The organism is Veillonella parvula, from assembly GCF_032550495.1.
GTDB classification, from domain to species: domain Bacteria; phylum Bacillota; class Negativicutes; order Veillonellales; family Veillonellaceae; genus Veillonella; species Veillonella parvula_G.
Genome location: NZ_JAWFZJ010000003.1, coordinates 117,648 through 139,325 on the forward strand (window position 1 = coordinate 117,648; position 21,678 = coordinate 139,325).

Annotated in this window: 22 protein-coding genes and 1 pseudogene; 20 read left to right on the plus strand and 3 right to left on the minus strand. The window is 39.3% G+C overall.

Annotation, left to right across the window (positions count from 1 at the left end; translation table 11 throughout):
• Positions 1-50: 50 nt before the first annotated feature.
• Positions 51-1,469: a sodium:solute symporter family protein gene (locus E6X37_RS06890; RefSeq protein WP_118091185.1), complete on the minus strand. Its 1,419-nt coding sequence runs from the start codon at positions 1,467-1,469 to the stop codon at positions 51-53.
• Positions 1,470-1,742: 273 nt separating this feature from the next.
• Here E6X37_RS06890 and E6X37_RS06895 point away from each other — a divergent pair, with 273 nt between their 5' ends.
• The 12 genes and pseudogenes from E6X37_RS06895 to E6X37_RS06950 all read left to right on the plus strand — a co-directional run bounded on the left by E6X37_RS06895 (position 1,743) and on the right by E6X37_RS06950 (position 12,083).
• Positions 1,743-2,315 carry a hypothetical protein gene (locus E6X37_RS06895; RefSeq protein WP_004694476.1) on the plus strand — a complete coding sequence of 191 codons (573 nt, stop codon included), beginning with the start codon at positions 1,743-1,745 and terminating at the stop codon, positions 2,313-2,315.
• A gap of 8 nt (positions 2,316-2,323) precedes the next feature.
• Entirely contained in the window at positions 2,324-2,893 is a 570-nt protein-coding gene (locus E6X37_RS06900; RefSeq protein WP_316689708.1) for a hypothetical protein, read from the plus strand.
• An 856-nt stretch (positions 2,894-3,749) separates the two neighbouring features.
• Positions 3,750-4,970: a hypothetical protein gene (locus tag E6X37_RS06905; RefSeq protein ID WP_287531330.1), complete on the plus strand. Its 1,221-nt coding sequence runs from the start codon at positions 3,750-3,752 to the stop codon at positions 4,968-4,970.
• Positions 4,971-5,001: 31 nt separating this feature from the next.
• Positions 5,002-5,577, plus strand: a pseudogene (locus E6X37_RS06910) (TonB-dependent receptor).
• Between the two features lie 449 nt (positions 5,578-6,026).
• Entirely contained in the window at positions 6,027-6,563 is a 537-nt protein-coding gene (locus tag E6X37_RS06915) for a flavin reductase (protein WP_302010179.1), read from the plus strand.
• A gap of 708 nt (positions 6,564-7,271) precedes the next feature.
• Positions 7,272-7,715 (plus strand): hypothetical protein, encoded by a 444-nt coding sequence (locus E6X37_RS06920; RefSeq protein WP_316581173.1) that lies wholly within the window; start codon positions 7,272-7,274, stop codon positions 7,713-7,715.
• Complete coding sequence (locus tag E6X37_RS06925) at positions 7,715-8,314, plus strand: DNA-3-methyladenine glycosylase I (RefSeq protein ID WP_077707825.1); 600 nt, start codon at positions 7,715-7,717, stop codon at positions 8,312-8,314. The genes E6X37_RS06920 and E6X37_RS06925 overlap by 1 nt, the downstream gene beginning before the upstream one ends.
• Positions 8,315-8,764: 450 nt before the next feature.
• Entirely contained in the window at positions 8,765-9,481 is a 717-nt protein-coding gene (locus tag E6X37_RS06930; RefSeq protein WP_316581174.1) for a DUF554 domain-containing protein, read from the plus strand.
• A gap of 355 nt (positions 9,482-9,836) precedes the next feature.
• The gene (locus tag E6X37_RS06935; protein WP_012864982.1) at positions 9,837-10,121 is read left to right on the plus strand and encodes a type II toxin-antitoxin system RelE/ParE family toxin; all 285 of its coding nucleotides are present in this window, start codon (positions 9,837-9,839) and stop codon (positions 10,119-10,121) included.
• Positions 10,122-10,137: 16 nt separating this feature from the next.
• The gene (locus tag E6X37_RS06940) at positions 10,138-10,458 is read left to right on the plus strand and encodes a HigA family addiction module antitoxin (protein ID WP_004694508.1); all 321 of its coding nucleotides are present in this window, start codon (positions 10,138-10,140) and stop codon (positions 10,456-10,458) included.
• Positions 10,459-10,544: 86 nt separating this feature from the next.
• Complete coding sequence (locus E6X37_RS06945; protein WP_004698187.1) at positions 10,545-10,898, plus strand: Spx/MgsR family RNA polymerase-binding regulatory protein; 354 nt, start codon at positions 10,545-10,547, stop codon at positions 10,896-10,898.
• Positions 10,899-11,309: 411 nt separating this feature from the next.
• A complete protein-coding gene (locus E6X37_RS06950) occupies positions 11,310-12,083 on the plus strand; it encodes a hypothetical protein (protein ID WP_288565855.1) in 774 nt (257 codons plus the stop codon).
• Between the two features lie 108 nt (positions 12,084-12,191).
• On the opposite strand, the gene pgtP is transcribed toward E6X37_RS06950, so the two are convergent.
• Entirely contained in the window at positions 12,192-13,514 is a 1,323-nt protein-coding gene (gene pgtP / locus E6X37_RS06955) for a phosphoglycerate transporter protein PgtP (RefSeq protein WP_004694513.1), read from the minus strand.
• Positions 13,515-13,842: 328 nt separating this feature from the next.
• On the opposite strand from pgtP, the gene E6X37_RS06960 reads away from it, so the two are divergent.
• A complete protein-coding gene (locus E6X37_RS06960; protein WP_316581175.1) occupies positions 13,843-14,688 on the plus strand; it encodes an HAD-IC family P-type ATPase in 846 nt (281 codons plus the stop codon).
• A gap of 92 nt (positions 14,689-14,780) precedes the next feature.
• On the opposite strand, the gene E6X37_RS06965 is transcribed toward E6X37_RS06960, so the two are convergent.
• Positions 14,781-15,371, minus strand: coding sequence for a nitroreductase (locus E6X37_RS06965; RefSeq protein WP_316581176.1), 591 nt, complete (start codon positions 15,369-15,371; stop codon positions 14,781-14,783).
• A 256-nt stretch (positions 15,372-15,627) separates the two neighbouring features.
• Between E6X37_RS06965 and E6X37_RS06970 the strand changes: the two genes are divergently transcribed.
• From E6X37_RS06970 to fucO, 7 genes are all read left to right on the plus strand, one after another.
• Positions 15,628-16,146, plus strand: a complete 519-nt coding sequence (locus E6X37_RS06970; RefSeq protein WP_287541156.1) for a MarR family winged helix-turn-helix transcriptional regulator — start codon at positions 15,628-15,630, stop codon at positions 16,144-16,146.
• 154 nt (positions 16,147-16,300) lie between these two features.
• A complete protein-coding gene (locus tag E6X37_RS06975) occupies positions 16,301-16,699 on the plus strand; it encodes a hypothetical protein (protein ID WP_038125650.1) in 399 nt (132 codons plus the stop codon).
• An 89-nt stretch (positions 16,700-16,788) separates the two neighbouring features.
• Positions 16,789-17,559, plus strand: a complete 771-nt coding sequence (locus E6X37_RS06980) for a carboxymuconolactone decarboxylase family protein (protein WP_316581177.1) — start codon at positions 16,789-16,791, stop codon at positions 17,557-17,559.
• A 9-nt stretch (positions 17,560-17,568) separates the two neighbouring features.
• Positions 17,569-18,201 carry a site-2 protease family protein gene (locus E6X37_RS06985; RefSeq protein WP_004694525.1) on the plus strand — a complete coding sequence of 211 codons (633 nt, stop codon included), beginning with the start codon at positions 17,569-17,571 and terminating at the stop codon, positions 18,199-18,201.
• A 352-nt stretch (positions 18,202-18,553) separates the two neighbouring features.
• Positions 18,554-18,787, plus strand: coding sequence for a (2Fe-2S)-binding protein (locus E6X37_RS06990; RefSeq protein ID WP_004694527.1), 234 nt, complete (start codon positions 18,554-18,556; stop codon positions 18,785-18,787).
• A 284-nt stretch (positions 18,788-19,071) separates the two neighbouring features.
• On the plus strand, positions 19,072-20,220 hold the full coding sequence (locus E6X37_RS06995; protein WP_316581178.1) for a glycoside hydrolase family 3 N-terminal domain-containing protein: 1,149 nt from the start codon (positions 19,072-19,074) through the stop codon (positions 20,218-20,220).
• A 254-nt stretch (positions 20,221-20,474) separates the two neighbouring features.
• Positions 20,475-21,626 carry a lactaldehyde reductase gene (gene fucO, locus E6X37_RS07000; protein ID WP_316581179.1) on the plus strand — a complete coding sequence of 384 codons (1,152 nt, stop codon included), beginning with the start codon at positions 20,475-20,477 and terminating at the stop codon, positions 21,624-21,626.
• The last annotated feature ends 52 nt before the right edge of the window (positions 21,627-21,678 follow it).

Sequence of the window (21,678 nt, forward strand, 5' to 3'; positions counted from 1 at the left end):
TTTATAGCACTTTTAAGTCTATTATTAAGTTACAGATTATAATAAATTGATTATATTTCTTTTACATCATCAGGAATTGCTGGTGGAGCCGGTGGTTTACCCATGGATCTTTCAATAAATACCACAGCCACAAAAACGATGAGGCTGACGATGGAACCAAAGATGATAGACATGATGCCATATGGGTTGCCAACGAATTCCCAGTACACGCCTGCGATGGAGCCGAGCACGATGGACCAAATGCCAGCGCCAGCTGTTGCATTTTTCCAAGTAAGGCCAAGTAGGAATGCGGCGAATGGGCCAGCGGATCTCATTGTGAAAGCAAATACGAGCATCGGAATGATGGCTTTGCTTACGAGGGAGATTATGATAGCGATGATACCGAGGAATAGCACACATAGACGGCTATATCTAGTGAGCTGATCATCGGTGAGGCTTTTACCAAAATGATGTTCCACAATATCCTTGGTAAATACAGTTGCGGCGCCTAATAGGTCGCCTGCGCCTGATGAAAGTGTGGCCGATACGACAGCGGCCATAACGAAGCCCGCCATTACTGGAGGCATGAGGTTAAGTGCTACCGTTGCCACCGCATTGTTCGCCTCGATGTTCGGAAACTCAGCTAATGCTACAAGGCCTAATACGGCAGGAACAAAGGCGAATAGAGCCATAATAATCCCGCAAATGATAGAACCGAGAACGGCCGTTCTTTCATTTTTCGCTGCAAAGTACCGTTGAACTGACTCTTGCCCTGTGGAGAATGTCATGAAGTACATGATGACAAGGCCGATGATGGTTTTCCAACCCACCTTTGTAAAGCCTAGCTGTTCAGGTGGCAATTTTGTCACTACCGATTCCCAGTCACCTACATTGTGCAACACAAACGGCACCGCGAGGGAGAAGCCCCCAACGAGAACGAAGAAATGGATAACGTCTGTCATCGTTACGCTCCACATACCGCCGGACATGGTGTAAATTACGAGTACCGCACCGCAGATGAGGATGGCGAGCTCTGTTGAAAGTCCGGTGAGAACGCTAATAATGGTTGCAGTTGCTGTAATCTGTACGCCTGCTAGTGTAATTGTTGCCAGCATGGACAGAATGGAAGTAATGAGATGACTGGACGCGCCGAAGCGACGGCCGATGATCTCCGGTACAGTTGTTGCCATGGCACGCCGTAAAAGCGGTGCGATGAAAGCAACGAGAATAACACCAATCCCTGCAGATACGACGTACCAACCTGCAGATAAGCCCCACGAACCATACGCTTTCGCTGCTACACCTACGGTGCTCCCACCACCGATTTCTGTAGCCGCTAATGTGCCTGCCGTCATAAGAACCCCAATACGACGACCTGCGAGTAGATAGTCAGTACTATCTTTTACACGAATATGACAATACACGCCGACTAATAAATTCAGTAATAAATAGGCGCAAACAATAACCCAAATAATAGTCAGAGAATCCATATGACACCTCCAAAAATTTACACGATCTAGAGATTCATACTAAATCACCCTTACTACTTGCGGTGCATATATCAAGTATAGTTTAATTATCCATAAAAACTGGGGAAAATACAAAGAGGAGTTTCTTGGAACGTTGGAGAATGTATATATATTAGGAACTAAAATATAAAATTATTAATCATAGGCACAGCCTTGTTTGCATAGTATACTTATGTTAATAAGACTGTGCTTATTTTATTGAGAGACAAGATTCATTTTTTGAGAGAGGTTTTTATGATTCAACGTATTTTGATGCTAGCTCTTGTGTTGCTGGCTTTCACCATGCCTACAGAGGCAATTACTTATCAGGAATTGAAAACGTCGCCACAGTTTAAGCTTGTTTATTCTCAGTCGATGAATGGGCCCATAGAGAGTGGTGGCTTGTATATCTATTTAAACACTTATTCGATTGAGGCCCTACGCTATGCACCGCCACAGTATTCCTTGCGCGGGACTTACTATATTGTGATGGATACGTCTTATCAATCTATCATCAATGAGAGACAGCTCACCGTGGATTATGATACTAACTATTCGTTAGCGACACTTATTCATTCGTCTCGTATCATGAATCCGAGCCCGTCTATGCTGGCTTTGATTGAGGCTAGTGAAAGTAAGTCTGGTTTAGCTATGACAGGGGTAGATGTAGCGAGATATACATTTGATGGGGCGACAAAGCCAATGCATTATGTAAACGATACGCGTAAGGTCCCACTTAACCGTAATAATACTATTATATATGATATAGCGGATGCTATGTTTGTATCTGTATATCAGCAGCATTTTGATGATATTGTGGCCCAATGAGGTGGATGATGAAACGCATATATTTACTTTCACTATGGTTACTAAGCTGCCTCGTGTTGCCAATGCAAATCCAAGCCGTATCACAAGCTGACTTATTAAACGCAGAACGATTTGAACACATCGATTCGAGTGCTGACTCTGGAAGAGGAGATGGAAAATATTTGGATCTTTCATCTGTTAAGTCTGTAACGGCGCCGAATGGCCATCGTCGTATTGAAGCCGTCATTTATGTTTCCATGCCTGCTGCGAATATGATTCAAGGACTTTCAGTACAATACGATTACCAAATGGATCGTTCTTTGCGCCATTTGATTAATGATCATGATAGAAGTTTAAAACAAGGTGATAAGACCCCATATATCTCTATTTGGCGTGCAAAGCAAGGAAGTTCAGGAATTACAGGGACCGTTAATGATGGCGGTACCTATTACAATAATGGACAAATTCGCCAACAACGTATATATGCAGAAAATCTAAAAGCTATGATTCTACCTGCTGAATTTGGTGATGAAAAATATAAATTGCTTAATTTGATCTATAAAAAGATCTTTGGACTATCTTATGATGATGAGTTGTAATATTTATGTATGGCACTAGAGTGGTTAAAACAGTGAATAAACATAGATAAAACTTGTTTTTGGACTCCTAATAAAGCTTGTGCTTTTACTTATTTGGGGAATCTCTATTTGGGCTTTCTATACATTGCTCTATGATCGATATGTATTAGAAGCATATCCATTAAGGGATTATTTGCCAGTATTGATATTTACCTTTGGGAATATTTGGGTTTTACCGTGGCTTATTTTGTGGCATGAGAAACTATATCCAGCGTTTGATAAACCAAAAATTTATTATAGAGTGAAAGCTTGGTACTTTTCTTTGAAAGACCAATCTTTAGTGGGGATATTTATCTTTTATTAGTTTATTCGTATATTTATATAATATAATGCTTATTGTATCGCATATTAGTTCGTTCTATAATAGACTTAGGATAGTTAGGCGAGGTTGGGCCTCTCTTCGTTTTTGAAGGGAGGGTTGCTTATGAGTGGTTATAAAATCATTATGATTATCCTTGGGATTTTATCAGTCATGATATCCTTTGGAGCACTTGTGGCGCTTATTTGTCTAGAAATAGCAAAATAGCCCTTCGTTTCTTCGGAAATTAGATAAAACGAAAAGGCCATTTCTACATGTTATTTGTTTGTGAGATGAGCCTGACGTCACTACTCGTCTGACTATCTACTTATATTATAGGGATAAAGGGATATATCGTCAAATGGAGATAAACCTTATATATACCAATTATAGATATATCATACATATACTAAATTATAAAATTATTAATAATAGGCACAGCCTTGTTTACATAGTATACTTATGCTAATAAGGTTGTGCTTATTTATGTTGTAATGTGAGAGAAAAAGAGAGGGTTTTATGTTACGTAAAAGTTTGATTATCATGGCTGTACTAGCTGCTTTCACCATGAATGTAAGCGCTGTACAGATAGAAGTGCCAGCAGGACAGCCACCTATACCAGGGGCAGATGCGAATATCCCTGCCAATGCCTATGAAAACTATCGGGCCGGTAGCTTGAGCAATGTAGGAGCTAGTGATGTTATAAAATTACATTCTGAATCTAAAAAACGCATGGACATGTATGTAACTGACTGGGGACTAACACGAGATGAAGTCAATCAGATAGCAAGCGATTCGGAGAAGTTGATGGACTTACTTGTTAATGAGTCTGCAGTTGTGTTGTTGCATGATGAGCGTAATAACATTCGGGCATCTGTTCCTGGACTACTATTAGCAAGTAAGTATTACCCAAAACGCAGTGATGGTGAACGTTTATCTATTGTAAGAGAGAATTCCATATTTTTTGCGATTGGTACAAAACAGAATTATGATGATGCATTAGGCAAATTAAAATCAGAGCGAAAAGGGGAGTTTACATATCCGGGTATCACACATGGTAAATGGGCTATTGAAACTGAGTCTTTCGGTGAGAATACGCCTGCTATGGTTGTTGTAGTTGGTTTATTTAATCAACCGAATCAAGAATATATGGTAGGTCTTAGCTACAAAAATCAGCCTGTTACCGGCAAGCTCGAGCACGTTATGAGTAATTATGTAATTCCGTCGATTCGATCGTTAGATGACATGGATCATTATAGTGAAAGTATTCAATGGGATAATTTCACATATCGTATTCCTAAAGGGCTCAAACTAATAGCACAGAAATCGTTAAAGGACTCTGCCGAAATGAGAGACTATCGTGGATCAGGTATCCGACTTATTGTAGCTAAGAAACCTGTAAAAGTAGATGATAAATATATCTATTCATTTATTGACGAGATTTCGGAAATAAAGCCAGAAAGTCAAATCATAGGTGATGTACCTATTCAATCAGCATCTGTTTGGAATAATGGCGTTCCTAGTCTTTTAGTAGATAACTATCAACCAGGAAAAACGTCTTTAATGCATCGATTCTTACGTGATGACAAGAATGTATATATAATGAGCTTAGTTTATATTGATGGGGCTACGCCATATTCTCATATTCAGCTGCGTAATACGGTAGAATATTCTGATTTTGCAAATGTTGAGACACTGCGGAATAAAGTAATCCGTATGCAAAGTAAAGATAAAATGTAATTCAGTTGTTTATAAAATCGTTCAAGAGAACATGAAAAGAAAATACATGATTACGGGGCTTGTTATCGGCCTGCAATTGGTAAGTGGTTATAGTTATGTGACAGATGCAAGTTGGTTGAGCAAAACGTGGGATCGCCTTGAAACAAATGCAGCGAAATAGTCTTACGATTGGCCCAAAGCTGAGCAGTATACTCATTATGCGGGAGGACAACTTGTAGGTGCTAACTTACCAGACGAAAATATGATGGTTCTTGGTGTTTCATTAGGTAATACCTTTGATAGTGTGAAAGCAAGTTTGGGGCAGCCTACTAAAGAAACTAGTAGAGGACTCACCTATGGTGGTGTTACCTTTGGGAGTTTTAAAATGGATGGTGTAGAGTCAGTTGTTACCTATATGATGATCGAGAATCGTGATGCCACAACACATAGAGGCATTGCCGTAGGCGACTCCATGCGAAAAGTCCTTAATGTATACGGTAGACCTGATTTAGTAGACTCTAATAATCGATGGTTTTATGGGAAATATCGCTATCGTACGGATATGATGCATGGCATACTATTTGAACACAAAGGAGATAAAGTAAGTAAAATTATGATTTATAAATGATTATATTTTTACCATATCTATGAAAAAAGCCGAGCTTTTAATTCATAGAATTAGCTCGGCTTTTATTACTGTATTCATATATTTGTATAATATAATGCTTATTGTATCGCATATTAGTTCGCTATATAATAATCATAGGATAGTTAGACGAGGTTGGGCCTCTCTTCGTCATCGAAGGGAGGGATAAGCCTATGAGTGATTATGAAATAATCATGCTCTTATTACAGGTGATAACTGTGGTTATTGCTTTTGGAGCTTTAATAGCGCTTATTTGTCTTACGAAAGACAAATAGCCTTTCGTTATCTTAGATGATTCGATAACTGAAAGGCCATTTCTCAAGCTTTTTTGTTTTCAGAGATGAGCCTGACGGTACGACTCGTCTGACTATCTACCTATATTATAGGGGTAAAGATTTATATCGTCAAATTGAGATAAACTGGAGGTTCTTATGAAAGCATTTGAAACAAAGGATTATAAAGCTTTTACCATGTTTGAGAATCGTTGGGCTCTTGTTACTGCTGGAATGCTTGATGATTTTAATACATGTACGGTTAGTTGGGGCAGTATGGGCAACATATGGGGCCCTAATGGTGGCGATATATCCACGGTGACAGTGTACATTCATCCAGCGCGTTATACTCAAGAGTTTATGGCGAAATATGATACCTTTACAGTTAGCTTTTTCCCTGAAAGTTATCGCAAGGCTCTTGGTTATTTAGGTTCTCATTCTGGCCGCGACGAAAATAAGGTGGCAAATTCTGGACTAACGGCAGTTGCGGCAGGCGATGGGGTAACTTTCAAAGAAGCAGAGTTAACTTTTGTATGTAAAAAGCTATATGAACACCAATTCGATGAAGCCTATTTGGCAGAAAAGGTAAAAGATTATTACGCATCTAATCCTGCTGTATATACACAAGCTGGGCATGATCGTTGGGAACCACATTATATGTACATTGGCGAAGTAGTAGAGGCTATAGAACAATAGAAATATAGAACAATAGAAATATAGAATAATAGTTGTTTAGTTAATAGCTACTTAGCAAGATAGGGCAGAATGCATAATAGATAGATCCTATATAACATATGATTGTGTAGACGATAGATAAAATAAATACAGATAAATAAACGACAAACAAAAAAGGCAGCCCTGAGCTGTATCCCCAAAAATTGGACACCATTTTTGAGAGGTACAGTTTACGTTAGGGACTGCCTTTTTTGCTATTTTTATCAAAAGGAGAAAGTGAGACGGTATTTACTACCTGCATTTATAATAACATAGTTAATGAGTATAAAATGCCACATATTATTGGAATAAATCTATCTGATTTGAATCCTATATTTTTTAGAGCCCATGATTAAGAGAGGTCATGTCTTTGATGAAAAATGAATATACAAGAGCTGACTACAGAAAATGGCTTATATAGTGACTTCTTATGTTAATCAGTACTATAAATAGTGTAAATTGATAAAATTTTTATAAAATATAATCCCACAAGAACTGCAAAATCTGATATAATATTAATATGAAAATCGATGTATGTAAGGACTAAAAATGGTGTATATGAAGTGATTTTCTAGCCTAGAAAATCGCTATATCCTTGGTATTCAGTCGATATAATCGGAATGTTGTATATATGAAATGACTACGCAAATGCGTAGTTTTTATTATTTTTTGTTTGGTGTAGGTAGTCCCATGAGTGTAGTGAAGCCCTTATTATGGCTATTAGAACCGTATATCGTATACAAAGCCTATTTGTGGGGTGCCCGTTTCATGGCACAACCCTTCACGTGGGAAGGCGAATTAGATTGGTTTGCTTTTATGTTAACCCTATTGCTCGTCATTGATGTGGTGGCGTTGCCCTTGGTGATCTTCTATTGCCCTGGTTTGAATCCTGGGGTACGTGTTCCAGACTGGATTCGCCGTTTAGGAATGCCTATTTACACCATCCATAATTGGCTTGATAGTAAGGTGGGTGGCGACACATCTACGCCGATTATATGGCTTCGTAAAGCCTTGCATTCCTTGCTTTTATTCATTTATTATCTAGTGCCATTTTATGTGGGTGGTCATCTCATAATGGGCCTCGTAGTAGCGCTCATGTATGACGTCCTCGTATGGGCTCATGGAGGTGTGTGATGACGACTTGTGAATGGCCGACGACGCCTTTATATCAGGATTACCACGATTACGAGTGGGGCCGACCAATTCATGATGACCAACATCAATTTGAACATCTTTGTCTTGAAAGTCTCCAATGTGGACTCAGTTGGCTTACGATTTTGAATAAACGGAACATCATTCGAGCATGCTTTGATCATTTTGATATTGATGCGGTGGCTGCTTATGGTGAAAGCGACATTGAACGCATCATGCAGACGGTGGGGATGCTTAAGCATCGTCCTAAAATTGAAGCCATTATCAATAATGCTGCTGCTTTTAAACGTATTCAATCTGAATTTGGTTCGTTTTGTAACTATATTTGGGGATTTACAAATCATAAAACGATTATTTATGAAAACCATCCAGAAGGTCATTTTCCTACAAAGAATGGTTTATCTACGCGGATAAGCAAAGACTTAAAGCAGCGGGGCTTTAAGTTTGTAGGTCCTGTTACAATTTATTCGCATCTACAAGCTAGTGGCCTCATCAATGATCACGGTAAAGACTGCCCTTGCTTTGAAGAGATTAATAAAACAGCAGATATCGTATGGTTACCTGTAGACGATGAAGCGTAAGGGCGATAAGTATAAATTAGTTAACAATAGTTTTTATGCATACTTGTGTTTACATAATTGAATTTGTTGTTATGTGGAATTGGGTGTACACTAAAGTCGATGAGGCGATAGCGACTCATCTCATGTCGGCCCGCTTTATATATAAACACATATACTCTCTCTCTCCTAAGCGGGTCTATCATTAGTTCTCTCTCAACGCTATAAACTATACAGAGCCTCTATCTTTATTGGATAGAGGCTTTTTGCTGTATATAATGCTATAAGAGGAGCAATGCTGTATTAGGGAGACCTATAGCAGTATGAATCAGGCTCTATGTATGGTCCTAAAAAACTTTAATTAATCCAATTTCAACTATATATTTTATACCATATAAATTGATTTATTTCGATATGATTGATATACTGAAGTAAATTGATAGTGTTACTTTCACAATTAAAGAAGGGAAATATATGATTGGTTTGGGAACGGCCATTAATGTTGGCCTCATTATAGCTGGCAGCCTATGTGGCCTCGCGTTTGGTCGCTTTATGAAAGAAAATTTAAAGCAAACGCTCATGATTGTGAGCGGTATTATCGTGCTTCTCCTCGGTATGAGCGGGGCCATGCAGTATATGCTCGTCATTGTCAATGGATCTCTACAAACAACGGGCCCTCTATTGATGATTATTAGCATGGTTGTAGGTGCCGTTATTGGCGAAATTATTGACCTCAATCATTGGATTACCGTATTTGGTGACTGGGTGAAAACTCGCACTGGCAACGCTGGTGATCCAAAGTTTACGCATGCCTTTATCACGGCATCTTTGACGTTTACCGTAGGTGCTATGGGTGTACTTGGTTCCATTCAAGATGGCCTTACTGGAAATTATCAGACATTACTTTTAAAAGGCATCCTCGACGGCATCATCGTTATGGTTATGGTATCCTCTATGGGAAAAGGGGCGCTGTTCTCCTTTATTCCTGTAGGTATTACGCAATGGCTCATCACGGCAATGGCACATATTGCAGCGCCTCTGATGACACCTAGTGCCATCGATAACCTATCCTACGTCGGATCTATTCTGATTTTCTGCGTTGGTATCGACCTCATCTGGCCTGGTAAAGTACGTATTGCAAACCTTTTGCCAGCCATCTTCATGGCGATGGGGCTTACATTTTTGCTATAATTAGCATTACAATAATATATAGATTTTTATAAGAGACCTATATTCTCTGAACCTTTGATGTGTACTTTGTACATGATACGGTCGAGGATGTAGGTCTTTTTACTTTTCAAAATCAATTTAGTAGATGTGCGAATTAATGATAGTTTAAATTCAATTATGACAATAAGGTAAATTTATTACATTCCGAAATAGGTGACCAATAGAGTCATCGCAAGTGTAGGATTTAAATGATGTTTTATAGAATTCTTTTACCAAAATTGTTTGTAGAATAATTTCAATTCTATGTATAGTTATTCTTCAAGTATATGTTATTGAATTATACCTGTTTAACAGGTATAATCAAAGGAGAGATTCTATGATTATCGGATTTAAGGATAAGGAAACAGAAAAAGTTTACTATCAAAGCTTTTCCAAACGCTTTTCTCCGTTTATACAAAGACTAGCTCTTCGTAAATTACTATTGTTAGATAATGCTGAATCATTACAAGATTTACGTTGGCCACCAGGTAATCGCTTGGAGTTGTTGCAAGGTGATCGATTTGGACAGTATAGTTTGCGGATTAATAGTCAGTATAGACTGTGTTTTAAAGTGAAAGATATTAGTAGTTTTTATGATGTAGAAATTGTAGATTATCATTAATAGAGAGGAAATTAATATGGAAAAGTTTATTCCTACACCTACCATTAGTGAAATATTAAAGGAAGAGTTTATGGATCCATTAGGACTGTCTGCATATCGATTAGCTAAGGATATACATGTGCCTGTTTCACGGATTCAAGAAATATTGAATGGTACACGGTCTATTTCAGCAGATACATCGTTGCGTTTAGCGAAATACTTTGGTGTTTCGGAAGGGTATTTCTTGCGTTTACAGATGGATGTTGATTTGCGTACCGCAAAACTTAGTGAGGGTATGGATGAAGTATTATCCTCTATTACACATTGTGCTTCATTAGAACCCGTAGACTGTCAATAAGAGATTGATAATTTTCGATGTATTTGGTAAAATTATCTTAAATTAGTAAGTTGTTACAACATTGAATATTGATATAAGGAGAACCTATGTTATTCGTTGAATATCCTAAATGCACAACATGCAAAAAAGCAAAGAAATTCTTAGATGATCACAAAATTAAGTACACAGATCGTGACATCAAGTCCGAAAATCCTACAGCAGAGGAAATCGCTGCTTGGTATCCACAATCTGGCAAGGATTTGAAAGCATTCTTTAATACTTCTGGTATGATTTACCGTGAACAACAATTAAAGGATAAATTGCCAAACCTTAGTGAAGAAGAAAAACTAGCTTTATTAGCATCTAATGGCATGCTTGTAAAACGTCCTATCTTGGTTCTTGAAGACAAAGTACTCGTTGGATTTAAAGAAGCAGAATGGATTGAGGCGTTGAAGCTCTAATTTCATATTAGTTAACCGAAAGAACAGGTCCCTAAAAGCCTCCATAGCGAGCTAAGTCGTTTTTAGGGACCTGTTCTTTCTTGTTTTCAATAAAGAAATTAGAGCTCACGACTAGGATCTCTTTTACGGTTAAGATATTTTTCATTTATCAAAAATTTTGATTTGTATATAACTTATATATTTTGTATAATATTTACATAATAGATATACCCCTATGGGTACTATAAAAATTTAGAATAGAAACAAAAGGTACTCCAGATCGGTAGTTGATTACTGTTAGGTTAATATTAGTACGATATTAACACAAGATTAGTGTCATATTGCATGGGTGTACCTTACTATTTAACAAATTGTTTTGTATTTTATTTCCGGATTAAGTAAGGCCGGTATCTCATTTATAGAGAGGTCTATATGAAGTTTTTACAGTCTTTATCAGCGCAGGTTTCTCTGCGTACGCAGGGGGCTATTTTGGCACTCGGCTTGTTATTTATTATATTAGATGCGCTTACGGAGCCTATGAACCCAGCTATTGATTTGGCGTGGGTAACGGTCATCATTTGTGGCTTGCCATTGCTCATTAACAGCGTGCAAAGTATTTTGGATCATTTAGAGATTCATGCTAATTTTCTCATCGTGATAGCTATGGTGGCGCTTATTGCGATTGGAGATTATCATACGGCGGCTTATGTAGGACTCATCGTACATGGTGGTTTTTTCTTAGAGCAGCTTATTACGGGCGACGTACATTATACATTGGATGATGATATGTTGCCGACCATGCCTACACAGCTTGTAGCCTTGCGTCAGGGCATCAACAATTATTCATCTGTTATTGTTGTGGCTGTTATGTTGCTTTCCATGGGTTCCTATGCATTGACGCAGAACTTTATGCATACCATTACATTGCTAGTTATCCTTTGCCCGTGCTCTTTGGAACTCGTTCTTGTGGCACTCATGATGGGCTCTCTCGTAGATGAAAACTCTCCAACAGCGGGGCTTTCAAAAGAGGCAAAACAATGTCATTTGGGCTTACTCATCGTGTCCATTTTGTTCCACGTTGCCATTATCGGTGCTGGTGTGTTAGGATCTATCAATCCTGTAACGGCCGCTGCATTGCATGGCTTGGCGCGACTTGGTCTCGTGTATAATTTGAAAGTATTAAACGGCTCCTTGTGCATCGCATAAATAATTAAACTCCCCTAGTAATCATAAGTATTACTAGGGGAGTTTTGTATATACAACAGTGAGTTGTACAGTACGTATTTATACATTACGTATTATACAGTACATATTCTATTGTTGTCCTTTGTCTCCAAGGGTGAGGAGTAGGAATACGATGGATAGGATACATGCACCAACGAGGGCAATGAAACCACCATCCCAACCGTAGAGGTCAACCATGAGACCCATGAAAGCACCAGCACCGGCAGAACCGATGAGGTAACCAAGAAGGCCTGTAAGGCCAGTAGCACCACCTGTTGCTACGCGTGGCACCATATCTGCTGCTTGAAGGCCAATCATCATAACAGGACCGTAGATGAGGAAGCCGATAGCGATGAGTGCTAAGTTATCGATGAGAATATTGCCTGCAGGGTTAAACCAGTACACGAGGATCGCCAAGATAACGAATAACATAAAGCAAATCGTAGCTGGAGCACGACGGCCACGGAATACGCGGTCACTCAAGTAGCCACTTACGAGCATGCCTGGAATACCAGCCCATTCGTATAAGAAGTAAGCCCAACGGGAACCTTCTTTTGTGAAGCCTTTCACAGCGGTTAAATAGGTCGGAGCCCAGCTAACTACGCCGTAACGGATGAAGTATACAAAGATATTTGCAATCGCAAGATACCATAAGTATTTATTATGCAAAATATATTTGTAGAAGATTTCTTTGAAAGTACTTTTTTCTTCATTTTCTGTATGTGTATGAACGACTTCATGTTTGTATTCTTCGATAGGCGGTAAGCCACAGGATTGAGGCGTATCTTTCAACAATACAAAGGTAATAATCGCTAACACGATAGAGATAAGGGCAGGGAAGAAGAAGATACTATGCCATGTACCGAATAGGTAGATGCCAAGCGTAGCAAGAGGAGCGATGATGCCACCACCTAGGTTGTGGGAAACGTTCCACCAGGACCACCAAGCACCGCGTTCGGAACGGGAGAACCAAGTTACCATGTTTTTCGCATATGGAGGGTAGCCCATACCTTGGAACCAACCGTTTAATAAGGCAAGAACGCACATGATAGGAATACTGCTCATAACACCTGGTAAGGTGCCGAATAATAACATAACTAAAGCACTAAGCAATAGACCTACTGTGGAGAAGTATTTTGGGTTAGAGCGGTCAGACGCATTACCCATAACAAATTTACTTACGCCGTAAGCTACGGATAAGATGGTCATAACTATACCAAGATCCGCTTTGGTGTAGCCGTACTCAGCAATCATGTACGGAACAGCTAAACTAAAGTTTTGACGGATCAAATAGAATGTAGCATAACCAATAAATGTACCTGCAAAGACTTCGCGACGAAGACGTTTGTAGGTGGAATCGATTTGCGCCTCTGGTAAACGTTCAATATGAGGAGCAGGAGAGAAAATCGACATCGTTACACATCCTTTCTACAACATGTCATTTGTAATAATACCATGTAGGGTATGTAGTCGACTATACTTAATTTTTTATTATAATAAATAGTTATTAGAAAACTGAATTATGGATAATATTAATTAGGGTGAAATAGTATTGAATAGGTTGAAAATATCAGAATATCTTCTATGTAAAAATTATCAATTTGCAAATATATATATGAATAACTGTTCATGCATTTGCGTAATGAGGCTATGTATGAATAATATAATCTTATTGAATCCGCATTTTCCTGTACTTTTGAGTGTACATATCATTATATATAAGCTTTCACAGGAGGTACGTATGGAACGGTGGAGCAAAATAGCAGAATGGTTCGATTTGAATCGTGAAAAAATTACATTAGTAGCCGGCGGTATCGGCGTAGTATTTAGTTTATTAGGCATTCGTTTAGGCTTGCCCTTCGACTGGGCTTGGTTCACAATTCTATTGTGTGGCCTTCCTATCGTGTGGAGCGCAACGGTTGCTTCGGTAGAGACTAAATCTGAGCATCCATTGGGCAAGGCCATCGTGAATGGCTTTGCTACTCGTTATGGTGAAAGCTTCGATTCCATAGATTCCTTCCGTATGGTTCCTGGCAAAGGCTTAGAGGCGACTGTACAAGATAAAGCCGTTTTGGCTGGTAATGAAGCAATGATGACCTTTTCTAATATTTCTATTGCTGACTCTGTGAAAGAGGCTGTTCATGAGCATTTGAATCGAGGTGCATCCATTGTATATGTTACCGTTGATGGTGTAAACGATGCACCAGCCCTTAAAAAATCCGATGTGGGTATCGCCATGGGCGGTGTTGGTAGCGATATCGCGGTAGAGGCAGCAGATATCGTTCTTGTAAACGATAATGTAAAGGAAATTCCTCACTTAGTGGCATTATCTAAACGCATGATGACTACTATTAAAATTAATCTTTCTTTCTCTTTGCTTTTGAATTTCGTAGCTATCATCTTGGCTATGATTGGTACATTATCCCCAGTTTGGGGCGCCCTCGTTCATAACGCTGGTAGTCTTCTCGTAGTAGCGAACTCTGCACTACTCTTACGATGGGCTTACAAATCTAATCACGTAGTAGAGGATGATCATTCCGTACTCGTAAAAGCAGCACGCAAACGCGTATTTGAAGGGGCATGGTAGATTTTACAAACTCAATTAGAGTTGTGGGATAGATAGCGCTTTTGTATTGACCTAATTATCTTATAGGAATAGCTAAGAAACTAATAGTATCTTTAATCAATATATGTTACAGGATAGCCTTTTGGTTCGATTTCGCGGCGGTTAAGGCCGTTTGGCATATCTGGATAGCCGATAGCAAGGCTAGCGTAGACTTTTTCGTCTTCGCTAAGACCTAGTTCACGCATTTTGGCTTGGATGCGTTCATTATCTTGAAGATGACGGATTTGGTTAACCCAGCAACTACCAAGGTCAAGTTCATTGCAAGCAAGCATCATGTTTTGCATAGCACATGACACGTCAGCAAAGTTGTTGGCATAACTTGGTTTACTAGCCAATACGATGAGTACAGGCGCTCCATAGTTGAATACAAATTTGCCTTCGGCGGACATCTTAATGATATTCACCATGTAAGGTAAAGTATTTTCTGTAATCGGCATTTTGCCGTATTCTTCCTGAACAAGAGTTACTAATTCGTTGAGCACATCTTGGTTTGTGATAACCATGAAATGTGTTAATTGTGTGTTGCCACCAGATGGAGCACGGCGACCTGCGTCGAGCACTTGATCGATGAGCTCTCGAGATAATTGATCAGCTTTAAACTTACGTGTACTATGACGAGTTTTAATACATTCTAAGGTATTCATGAGGGCCTCCTGTGACAAATGGAATCTGATATAGAGTTTCTTTTATTATACTACAAGGAAGGACCTAGTAGGGGACGTATAATTTCTTCCTATTAATTCTATAGAAGTGCCTAATTCTTAACGAATAAGAAAATAAATATTAATTAATTGACAAATTTAAAAATATCTGTTCAAAGTGGGCTTTTTGCGTTGACTGTTTACCGTAAAATTGTGTATAATTAATTAGTAGATAATTGTGTGCATATGGAGGTAGAATATGGCAGAAATTGGTGTACTTGAAGGGTACAAACATAAAGAAGATGTTCCTGATTCAGAATATTTAAGATTGGAAAATCAATTGAGCTTTCCACTCTATGTAGTGGCGAAGGAAATTGTTAATGCATATCGTAGTCACTTAGATCCTTTAAATTTGACATATACTCAATACATCGTAATGATGGCATTGTGGCAATATGGTGATTTATCCGTTAAGGAATTGGGACAAGTATTGCGCCTTGATTCCGGTACATTAACACCACTTTTAAAGAAATTAGAAGCAAAAGCATTCTTGAAACGCAAACGCAGTCGTCAAGATGAACGCGTAGTTATGGTAACTCTTACCGACTCGGGTAAAGCATTACGTGATGTAGCGGTTCATATACCACGCCGCTTGGCTGAATCGTCAGGTCCTATATTTGACGTAGATGAGACACGTCAATTGCGTATGTTGCTTAATAAATTGCTAGAAGCAATCGATAACGCAAATGCAAAAACAGCAGAGAACATGAAGGGCTAATTTGATATAACCTCATATGCATATATTCTGTAACTTTGGAAATCTAAAAATTTTATTAAAAATGTGATATACTATACATATAGCGTATTGTATTCAAGTCATGTGAGAGTATGACTGATTCGTGATTTGCCCTCGTGGCACAAAGGAGATCATTATGAATAAAAATTTATTAGGTGCATTTGTATTAGCCGGTACATTATTAGTAGGTGGTGTTGCAAACGCAGCAAACTGGAATGGGTTAGCTAACTACCCAGAGGTTCCAAATAGTGCAAATGGTACAGAAACGTATTTCTTTGATAAAGCATCTGAGTTTAAAGGTATCGATAGCAGCCGTAACAACGTATTTGGTGTTAATGTAATTAACATGCATAATAACCAATACGGGGAAGCTACATTGTTCAAATATCTTGTTAATCCAAGCTTACATACTGTATATCGTTACGCTCCAGATGGTCAAGTTTACCAAATTCAACCTGGAACAAATGAGTTCAATATGTTCATGGCTGCTTGGAAAGAAGTATACGGCACAACTTTCGAATTCCCAGCGTTATAATCTGATGGCCCGTGCCGTAATAATTACATAACTATTGCTGGTGAAAGCTCCTTTTGGGCTTTCACCAGTGTTGTTTATGGAGGTTTTTTATGTCTAAATCTGAATTTGCTCAAGCCTATACGGAGCGTATGTTCCCTGATATTGCAGCCCCAGCAGGTTATATTGATCCAGAGTTTGAAATATTGTTTGATAATTTTGCCTTTGATGAAGTCATCACCGAAGAAGGCCGTAATGTACCGGCAAAGGATCGCTTCTTAGCCATTCTCGCTACATTAGTAGGCGCCTCCGCTGTTGATGAATATGCATTAATGCTACCGGCAGGATTAAACTTTGGCCTTATTCCTGATGAAGTGGTAGAGCTCATTTATCAAGCGGTGCCCTATCTTGGCATCGGACGTGTGCGCCCATTCTTTAAGGTGACCAATAAGATTTTTGACTATCGAGGAGAGGCTATTGTTGATTCCTCTCGCAGCACTATTACTAGTGAGTCTCGTCTAGAAAAGGGCGTAGAAAAACAAGTGGAAATCTTTGGGGAGTCTATGCGCAATTCTTACCAAGAAGGGCCAGAAGATATTCGTCATATCAACAAATGGCTTGCCAATATGTTCGGCGATTACTATACGCGTAAAGGCCTTAGCGTGGCTCATCGTGAAATGATTACCTTCTGTTTCTTGGCGGCTCAAGGAGGCTGTGAGTCTCAACTCAAGGCTCATGTAGAAGGCAATTTGAACGTAGGAAACAGCAAACAATATTTGATTAATATCGCATCCCAATGCGTGCCGTATATCGGCTATCCCCGTACCTTAAATGCCCTTCGTTGCATTCAAGAGGGCTTTACCGCATGGGAAGCCAAACAATAAAGGAGTTTTATGTTATTTTCTGGTATTAGTTTAACGATGATTTTAGCGTCTATTCCAGCGCTTATCATTGCAGCTGCTGGGCATGAATTTGCTCATGCCAAGGTAGCAGATATGCTCGGCGACTCTACGCCGCGCTCCATGGGCCGCTTGACATTGAATCCCGTGGCACATCTTGATTTAATCGGCTCTATAGCATTCCTTATCGGTGGGTTTGGATGGGCTAAGCCTGTAATGGTTGATACGTCTAACTTCCGCGATCCTCGCACAGATTATACCTTAGTATCTATTGCGGGACCTGCGTCTAATGTGCTGATGGCCTTTTTAGGCTACTTAGCACTTCGTTTTCTTGAAAGCTACGGCTTGTTGACAAATGAATCATTAGAGTTAGTACTGACACTGATTGTTGTATATAATATTAACTTTGCCATTCTCAATATGATGCCAATACCACCACTTGATGGTAGTCGCATCATTACAAGCTTGTTGCCTAGGGATTTGCAATTTACATTGGAACGGTTAAGCTTTGTCAGCTTGATTGTACTTATCTTATTGCTTAATACACCTATTGCAGATAAGATTTTCATTCCATTACAACAAACGATTTTACAATTCTTTGACCGTATCGTGAGCATTATTTTATAGGATTTAGATTAAGGCTGATATGGTAAAAGCTATATGGTAACACTATGTAGAAAATACTATATAGTAAACACTTTATGGTAAGTCCTATCATTCAAATTTTATTTTACATTCCTCACTATATTAAAAAGTATCGATATAATTTGCTAAGTATGATATACTAAGTACAGAAATCGTAAATTTTCGATATATTAATATGACAGTGTATTATTAGATACTATCGATAGAGTAAATTGATCCACTACATCGATATGTAAATCAATACACTAAATTGACACGTAAATCGATATATTAAATCGATACATTAAATTGATACAGTATATAGATATTCAAGTGAATAAAAGAGGAATTACATATGAATTTTGAAGAAAACCAAGTGCCAGAGGCGATTCTGGACAAGCTCACAAAGGTGTGCACTTGCCGTAGCATTACGCGCAAAACGATTAAGGAAGCCATTTTAGATGGTGCTCACACGTTTCCACAAGTAAAAGAAGCAACTCGCGCTGGCACGGGCGCTTGCGGTGGCAAAGGCTGTGGGCCTCGTATCGTAAAGCTCTTAGCGGAAATGAAAGAGCAAGGCAAAATTTAATTTGCGAAATGTAACATACACATTTTACACATCCAAAATGTAAGATACATAGTTTACACTCCAAAATGTAAACTATAATGTTTACACAACAAAAATGAAACATATAAAGATTGTTATTTGATTCTCTCAATGGATATACCCGTTGGGTTTTCGAGTAACAATCTTTTTGTTTTGTAAGATGCATGTACTATACTGCTGCTTGTCGTGTATTGATTATGTTGGGCTCGTTTATATTTTTTGATATACTATACATATTACTTTTTAGAGATTTAAGGGAGGTATGCATGTTTCGACGCTTCGTAGCAGCCACTATGATTGGTGCATTAGCACTCACAACGGGTTGCGGTTTACATAATCCATTTACTTCAAAGGCAGAGCCTGTGACCTATGAGTCTGTGGCACAAAGCGAACTTTCACCAGAGCAAAAGGTGGACAAGTTAGTGGCGAATATGTCCGATGCAGACAAGGTGGGCCAATTGTTGATGATTGGCATTCACGGCACAACGCTAAACGATGACGCTAAATTTATGCTCAACGAGTACCGCGTGGGCGGCATCATCTTGTTTGATCGTAATATGGAGTCTAAGGATCAAGTTAAAACGCTCATTACAGATATTAATAAGGCTGGTAAAAGCGCCGGTTTAATGCCATTGTTCCTCGGCATCGACCAAGAGGGCGGTGCAGTAGCGCGCATGGATGATAAGCTCATCAAGGTTCCTCCCGCTGAGGAGGTAGGCAAAATGCCCGTTGAGCAAGCTGTATCCTTGGCAAAACAGTCTGGTGCAGAACTAAAAGACTTGGGCTTTAACATTAACTTTGCTCCTGTGGCGGACTTAGGATTAACCTATGGTCGTTCTTATAGTACGAGCCCTGACGAGGTCGTTCGCTATGCAGGCGCCGTTGGCAAGGCTTACGATGAAGCGGGCTTGTGGTATTCCTATAAGCACTTTCCGGGCATTGGTAAGACCGATGTAGACTTGCACGCGGATACAAGCATCGTTCCTGTATCTAAAGAAACATTGCTTTCAGAGGACACAAAGGTATTTGTAGACCTCATCAAACAGTCCAAACCGAATACCTATACAATCATGGTGTCTCATGCGATGTACCCACAAATCGATCCAGATCATCCTGCTAGTTTATCGAAAGCAATCATTACCGATTGGTTGCGCAAGGACTTGGGCTATAATGGCGTTGTGGTAACGGACGATATGGACATGGGGGCCCTTGCAAATCACTATACTTTTGGCGATATGGCGGTGCAATCCATCCTCGCCGGCAGTGATATCTTGCTCGTATGTCACGAATACGAACACATGCAAGAGGCGTATAATGGCATTATGAAAGCCGTGAAAGACGGTCGTATCTCGAAAGAACGACTTGATGAATCGGTGAAACGGATTTTGCTTATGAAAATGAGCAAAATTTCTTAAGCTATTTAGTTTTATTAGCAGGAATTAATTAAGCGTATAACGAATATAGAAAGTGGAAGTACTATTCATTGAAATCGCATCTGAGTTGACACTTAATGGAGACAAACTTTAGAATCGTTACAATAGAAAAATATATAGTGTATACATAACGAGTTTTCAAGGATTTTATTAAACCGATAGAGAATTAATAGGTAAAGTGATTCTCTGTCGGTTTATTTTTTATTGTATAGTTTGTTTTGTTAGGAGTGAAGTATATGGCTCGCAGAATAATGTTGAACGGTACGTCCTATTTTGGACAAGGCGCGATTCAGGAGATTGTGAACGAAATTAAGAATCGCCATTTCAAAAAAGCCCTCGTTACATCTACGCCAGATTTATTTGAATTTAAAGTGGCTACTAAAGTAACGGATTTACTTGATGCGGCAGGCATCGATTATGAAATCTACGATGGTATCAAACCAAATCCTACCATCGAAAATGTAACGGCTGGTGTTGAGGCTTGTAAGGCGGCTGGTGCCGATGTTATCGTTGCCGTTGGTGGCGGTAGTCCAATCGATACAAGTAAAGCGATTGCTACCATTATTACGAACCCTGAGTTCGCCGATGTACGCAGCCTTGAAGGCTTGACGCCTACTAAGAATCCTTGCTTGCCAATCATCGCTGTTACAACAACATCTGGTACGGCAGCAGAGGTTACTATTAACTATGTTATTACGGATGTTGAAAAGAACCGCAAATTCGTTTGTGTTGATCCTCATGACATTCCAATCGTTGCCATCGTGGATCCTGATATGTCTGCGTCTATGCCAACAGGCCTTTGCGCTGCCACAGGTATGGATGCCCTCGTACACGCCGTAGAAGGTTATATCACAAAAGGTGCGTGGGAGCTAACTGATATGCTTCATTTGAAAGCTATCGAAATTATTGGTCGTTCCTTGCGTAGCGCTGTGGCTGGCGATTATGCAGGCCGTGAAGCTATGTCTTTAGGTCAATACATCGCGGGTATGGGCTTCTCCAACGTAGGTCTCGGCATTGTTCACTCCATGGCGCATCCATTGAGTGCTGTGTACGATATCCCTCATGGCAAGGCTTGTGCGATGTTGTTAACAGCGGTATTGAAATTCAATGCCCCTGCTACAGGCGAAAAATACCGTGAAATCGCACGTGTTATGGGCGTTCCTGATGTAGATAGCATGAATCAAGAAACCTATCGTCAAGCAGCAATCGATGTCATCCAAAAGCTAGCTGATGATGTAGGCATTCCTAAATCCCTTAGCGAAGCTGGTGTAAAACAGGAAGATATTCCATTCCTCGCTGAATCTGCTTTCAACGATGCATGTACACCTGGTAACCCACGGGATGCCTCTTTAGAAGAAATAATCGGTATCTATGAATCCATATTCTAATTAGCGTCTTTACATATTTCAAATGCCTCCGAATGTGTAAAGAAAATACATT

Coding starts and splice junctions, on each gene's coding strand:
- E6X37_RS06890 (WP_118091185.1), bottom strand. CDS start 1,469: ATGGATTCTCTGACTATTATTTGGGTTATTGTTTGCGCCTATTTATTA.
- E6X37_RS06895 (WP_004694476.1), top strand. CDS start 1,743: ATGATTCAACGTATTTTGATGCTAGCTCTTGTGTTGCTGGCTTTCACC.
- E6X37_RS06900 (WP_316689708.1), top strand. CDS start 2,324: ATGAAACGCATATATTTACTTTCACTATGGTTACTAAGCTGCCTCGTG.
- E6X37_RS06905 (WP_287531330.1), top strand. CDS start 3,750: ATGTTACGTAAAAGTTTGATTATCATGGCTGTACTAGCTGCTTTCACC.
- E6X37_RS06915 (WP_302010179.1), top strand. CDS start 6,027: ATGAAAGCATTTGAAACAAAGGATTATAAAGCTTTTACCATGTTTGAG.
- E6X37_RS06920 (WP_316581173.1), top strand. CDS start 7,272: ATGAGTGTAGTGAAGCCCTTATTATGGCTATTAGAACCGTATATCGTA.
- E6X37_RS06925 (WP_077707825.1), top strand. CDS start 7,715: ATGACGACTTGTGAATGGCCGACGACGCCTTTATATCAGGATTACCAC.
- E6X37_RS06930 (WP_316581174.1), top strand. CDS start 8,765: ATGATTGGTTTGGGAACGGCCATTAATGTTGGCCTCATTATAGCTGGC.
- E6X37_RS06935 (WP_012864982.1), top strand. CDS start 9,837: ATGATTATCGGATTTAAGGATAAGGAAACAGAAAAAGTTTACTATCAA.
- E6X37_RS06940 (WP_004694508.1), top strand. CDS start 10,138: ATGGAAAAGTTTATTCCTACACCTACCATTAGTGAAATATTAAAGGAA.
- E6X37_RS06945 (WP_004698187.1), top strand. CDS start 10,545: ATGTTATTCGTTGAATATCCTAAATGCACAACATGCAAAAAAGCAAAG.
- E6X37_RS06950 (WP_288565855.1), top strand. CDS start 11,310: ATGAAGTTTTTACAGTCTTTATCAGCGCAGGTTTCTCTGCGTACGCAG.
- pgtP (WP_004694513.1), bottom strand. CDS start 13,514: ATGTCGATTTTCTCTCCTGCTCCTCATATTGAACGTTTACCAGAGGCG.
- E6X37_RS06960 (WP_316581175.1), top strand. CDS start 13,843: ATGGAACGGTGGAGCAAAATAGCAGAATGGTTCGATTTGAATCGTGAA.
- E6X37_RS06965 (WP_316581176.1), bottom strand. CDS start 15,371: ATGAATACCTTAGAATGTATTAAAACTCGTCATAGTACACGTAAGTTT.
- E6X37_RS06970 (WP_287541156.1), top strand. CDS start 15,628: ATGGCAGAAATTGGTGTACTTGAAGGGTACAAACATAAAGAAGATGTT.
- E6X37_RS06975 (WP_038125650.1), top strand. CDS start 16,301: ATGAATAAAAATTTATTAGGTGCATTTGTATTAGCCGGTACATTATTA.
- E6X37_RS06980 (WP_316581177.1), top strand. CDS start 16,789: ATGTCTAAATCTGAATTTGCTCAAGCCTATACGGAGCGTATGTTCCCT.
- E6X37_RS06985 (WP_004694525.1), top strand. CDS start 17,569: ATGTTATTTTCTGGTATTAGTTTAACGATGATTTTAGCGTCTATTCCA.
- E6X37_RS06990 (WP_004694527.1), top strand. CDS start 18,554: ATGAATTTTGAAGAAAACCAAGTGCCAGAGGCGATTCTGGACAAGCTC.
- E6X37_RS06995 (WP_316581178.1), top strand. CDS start 19,072: ATGTTTCGACGCTTCGTAGCAGCCACTATGATTGGTGCATTAGCACTC.
- fucO (WP_316581179.1), top strand. CDS start 20,475: ATGGCTCGCAGAATAATGTTGAACGGTACGTCCTATTTTGGACAAGGC.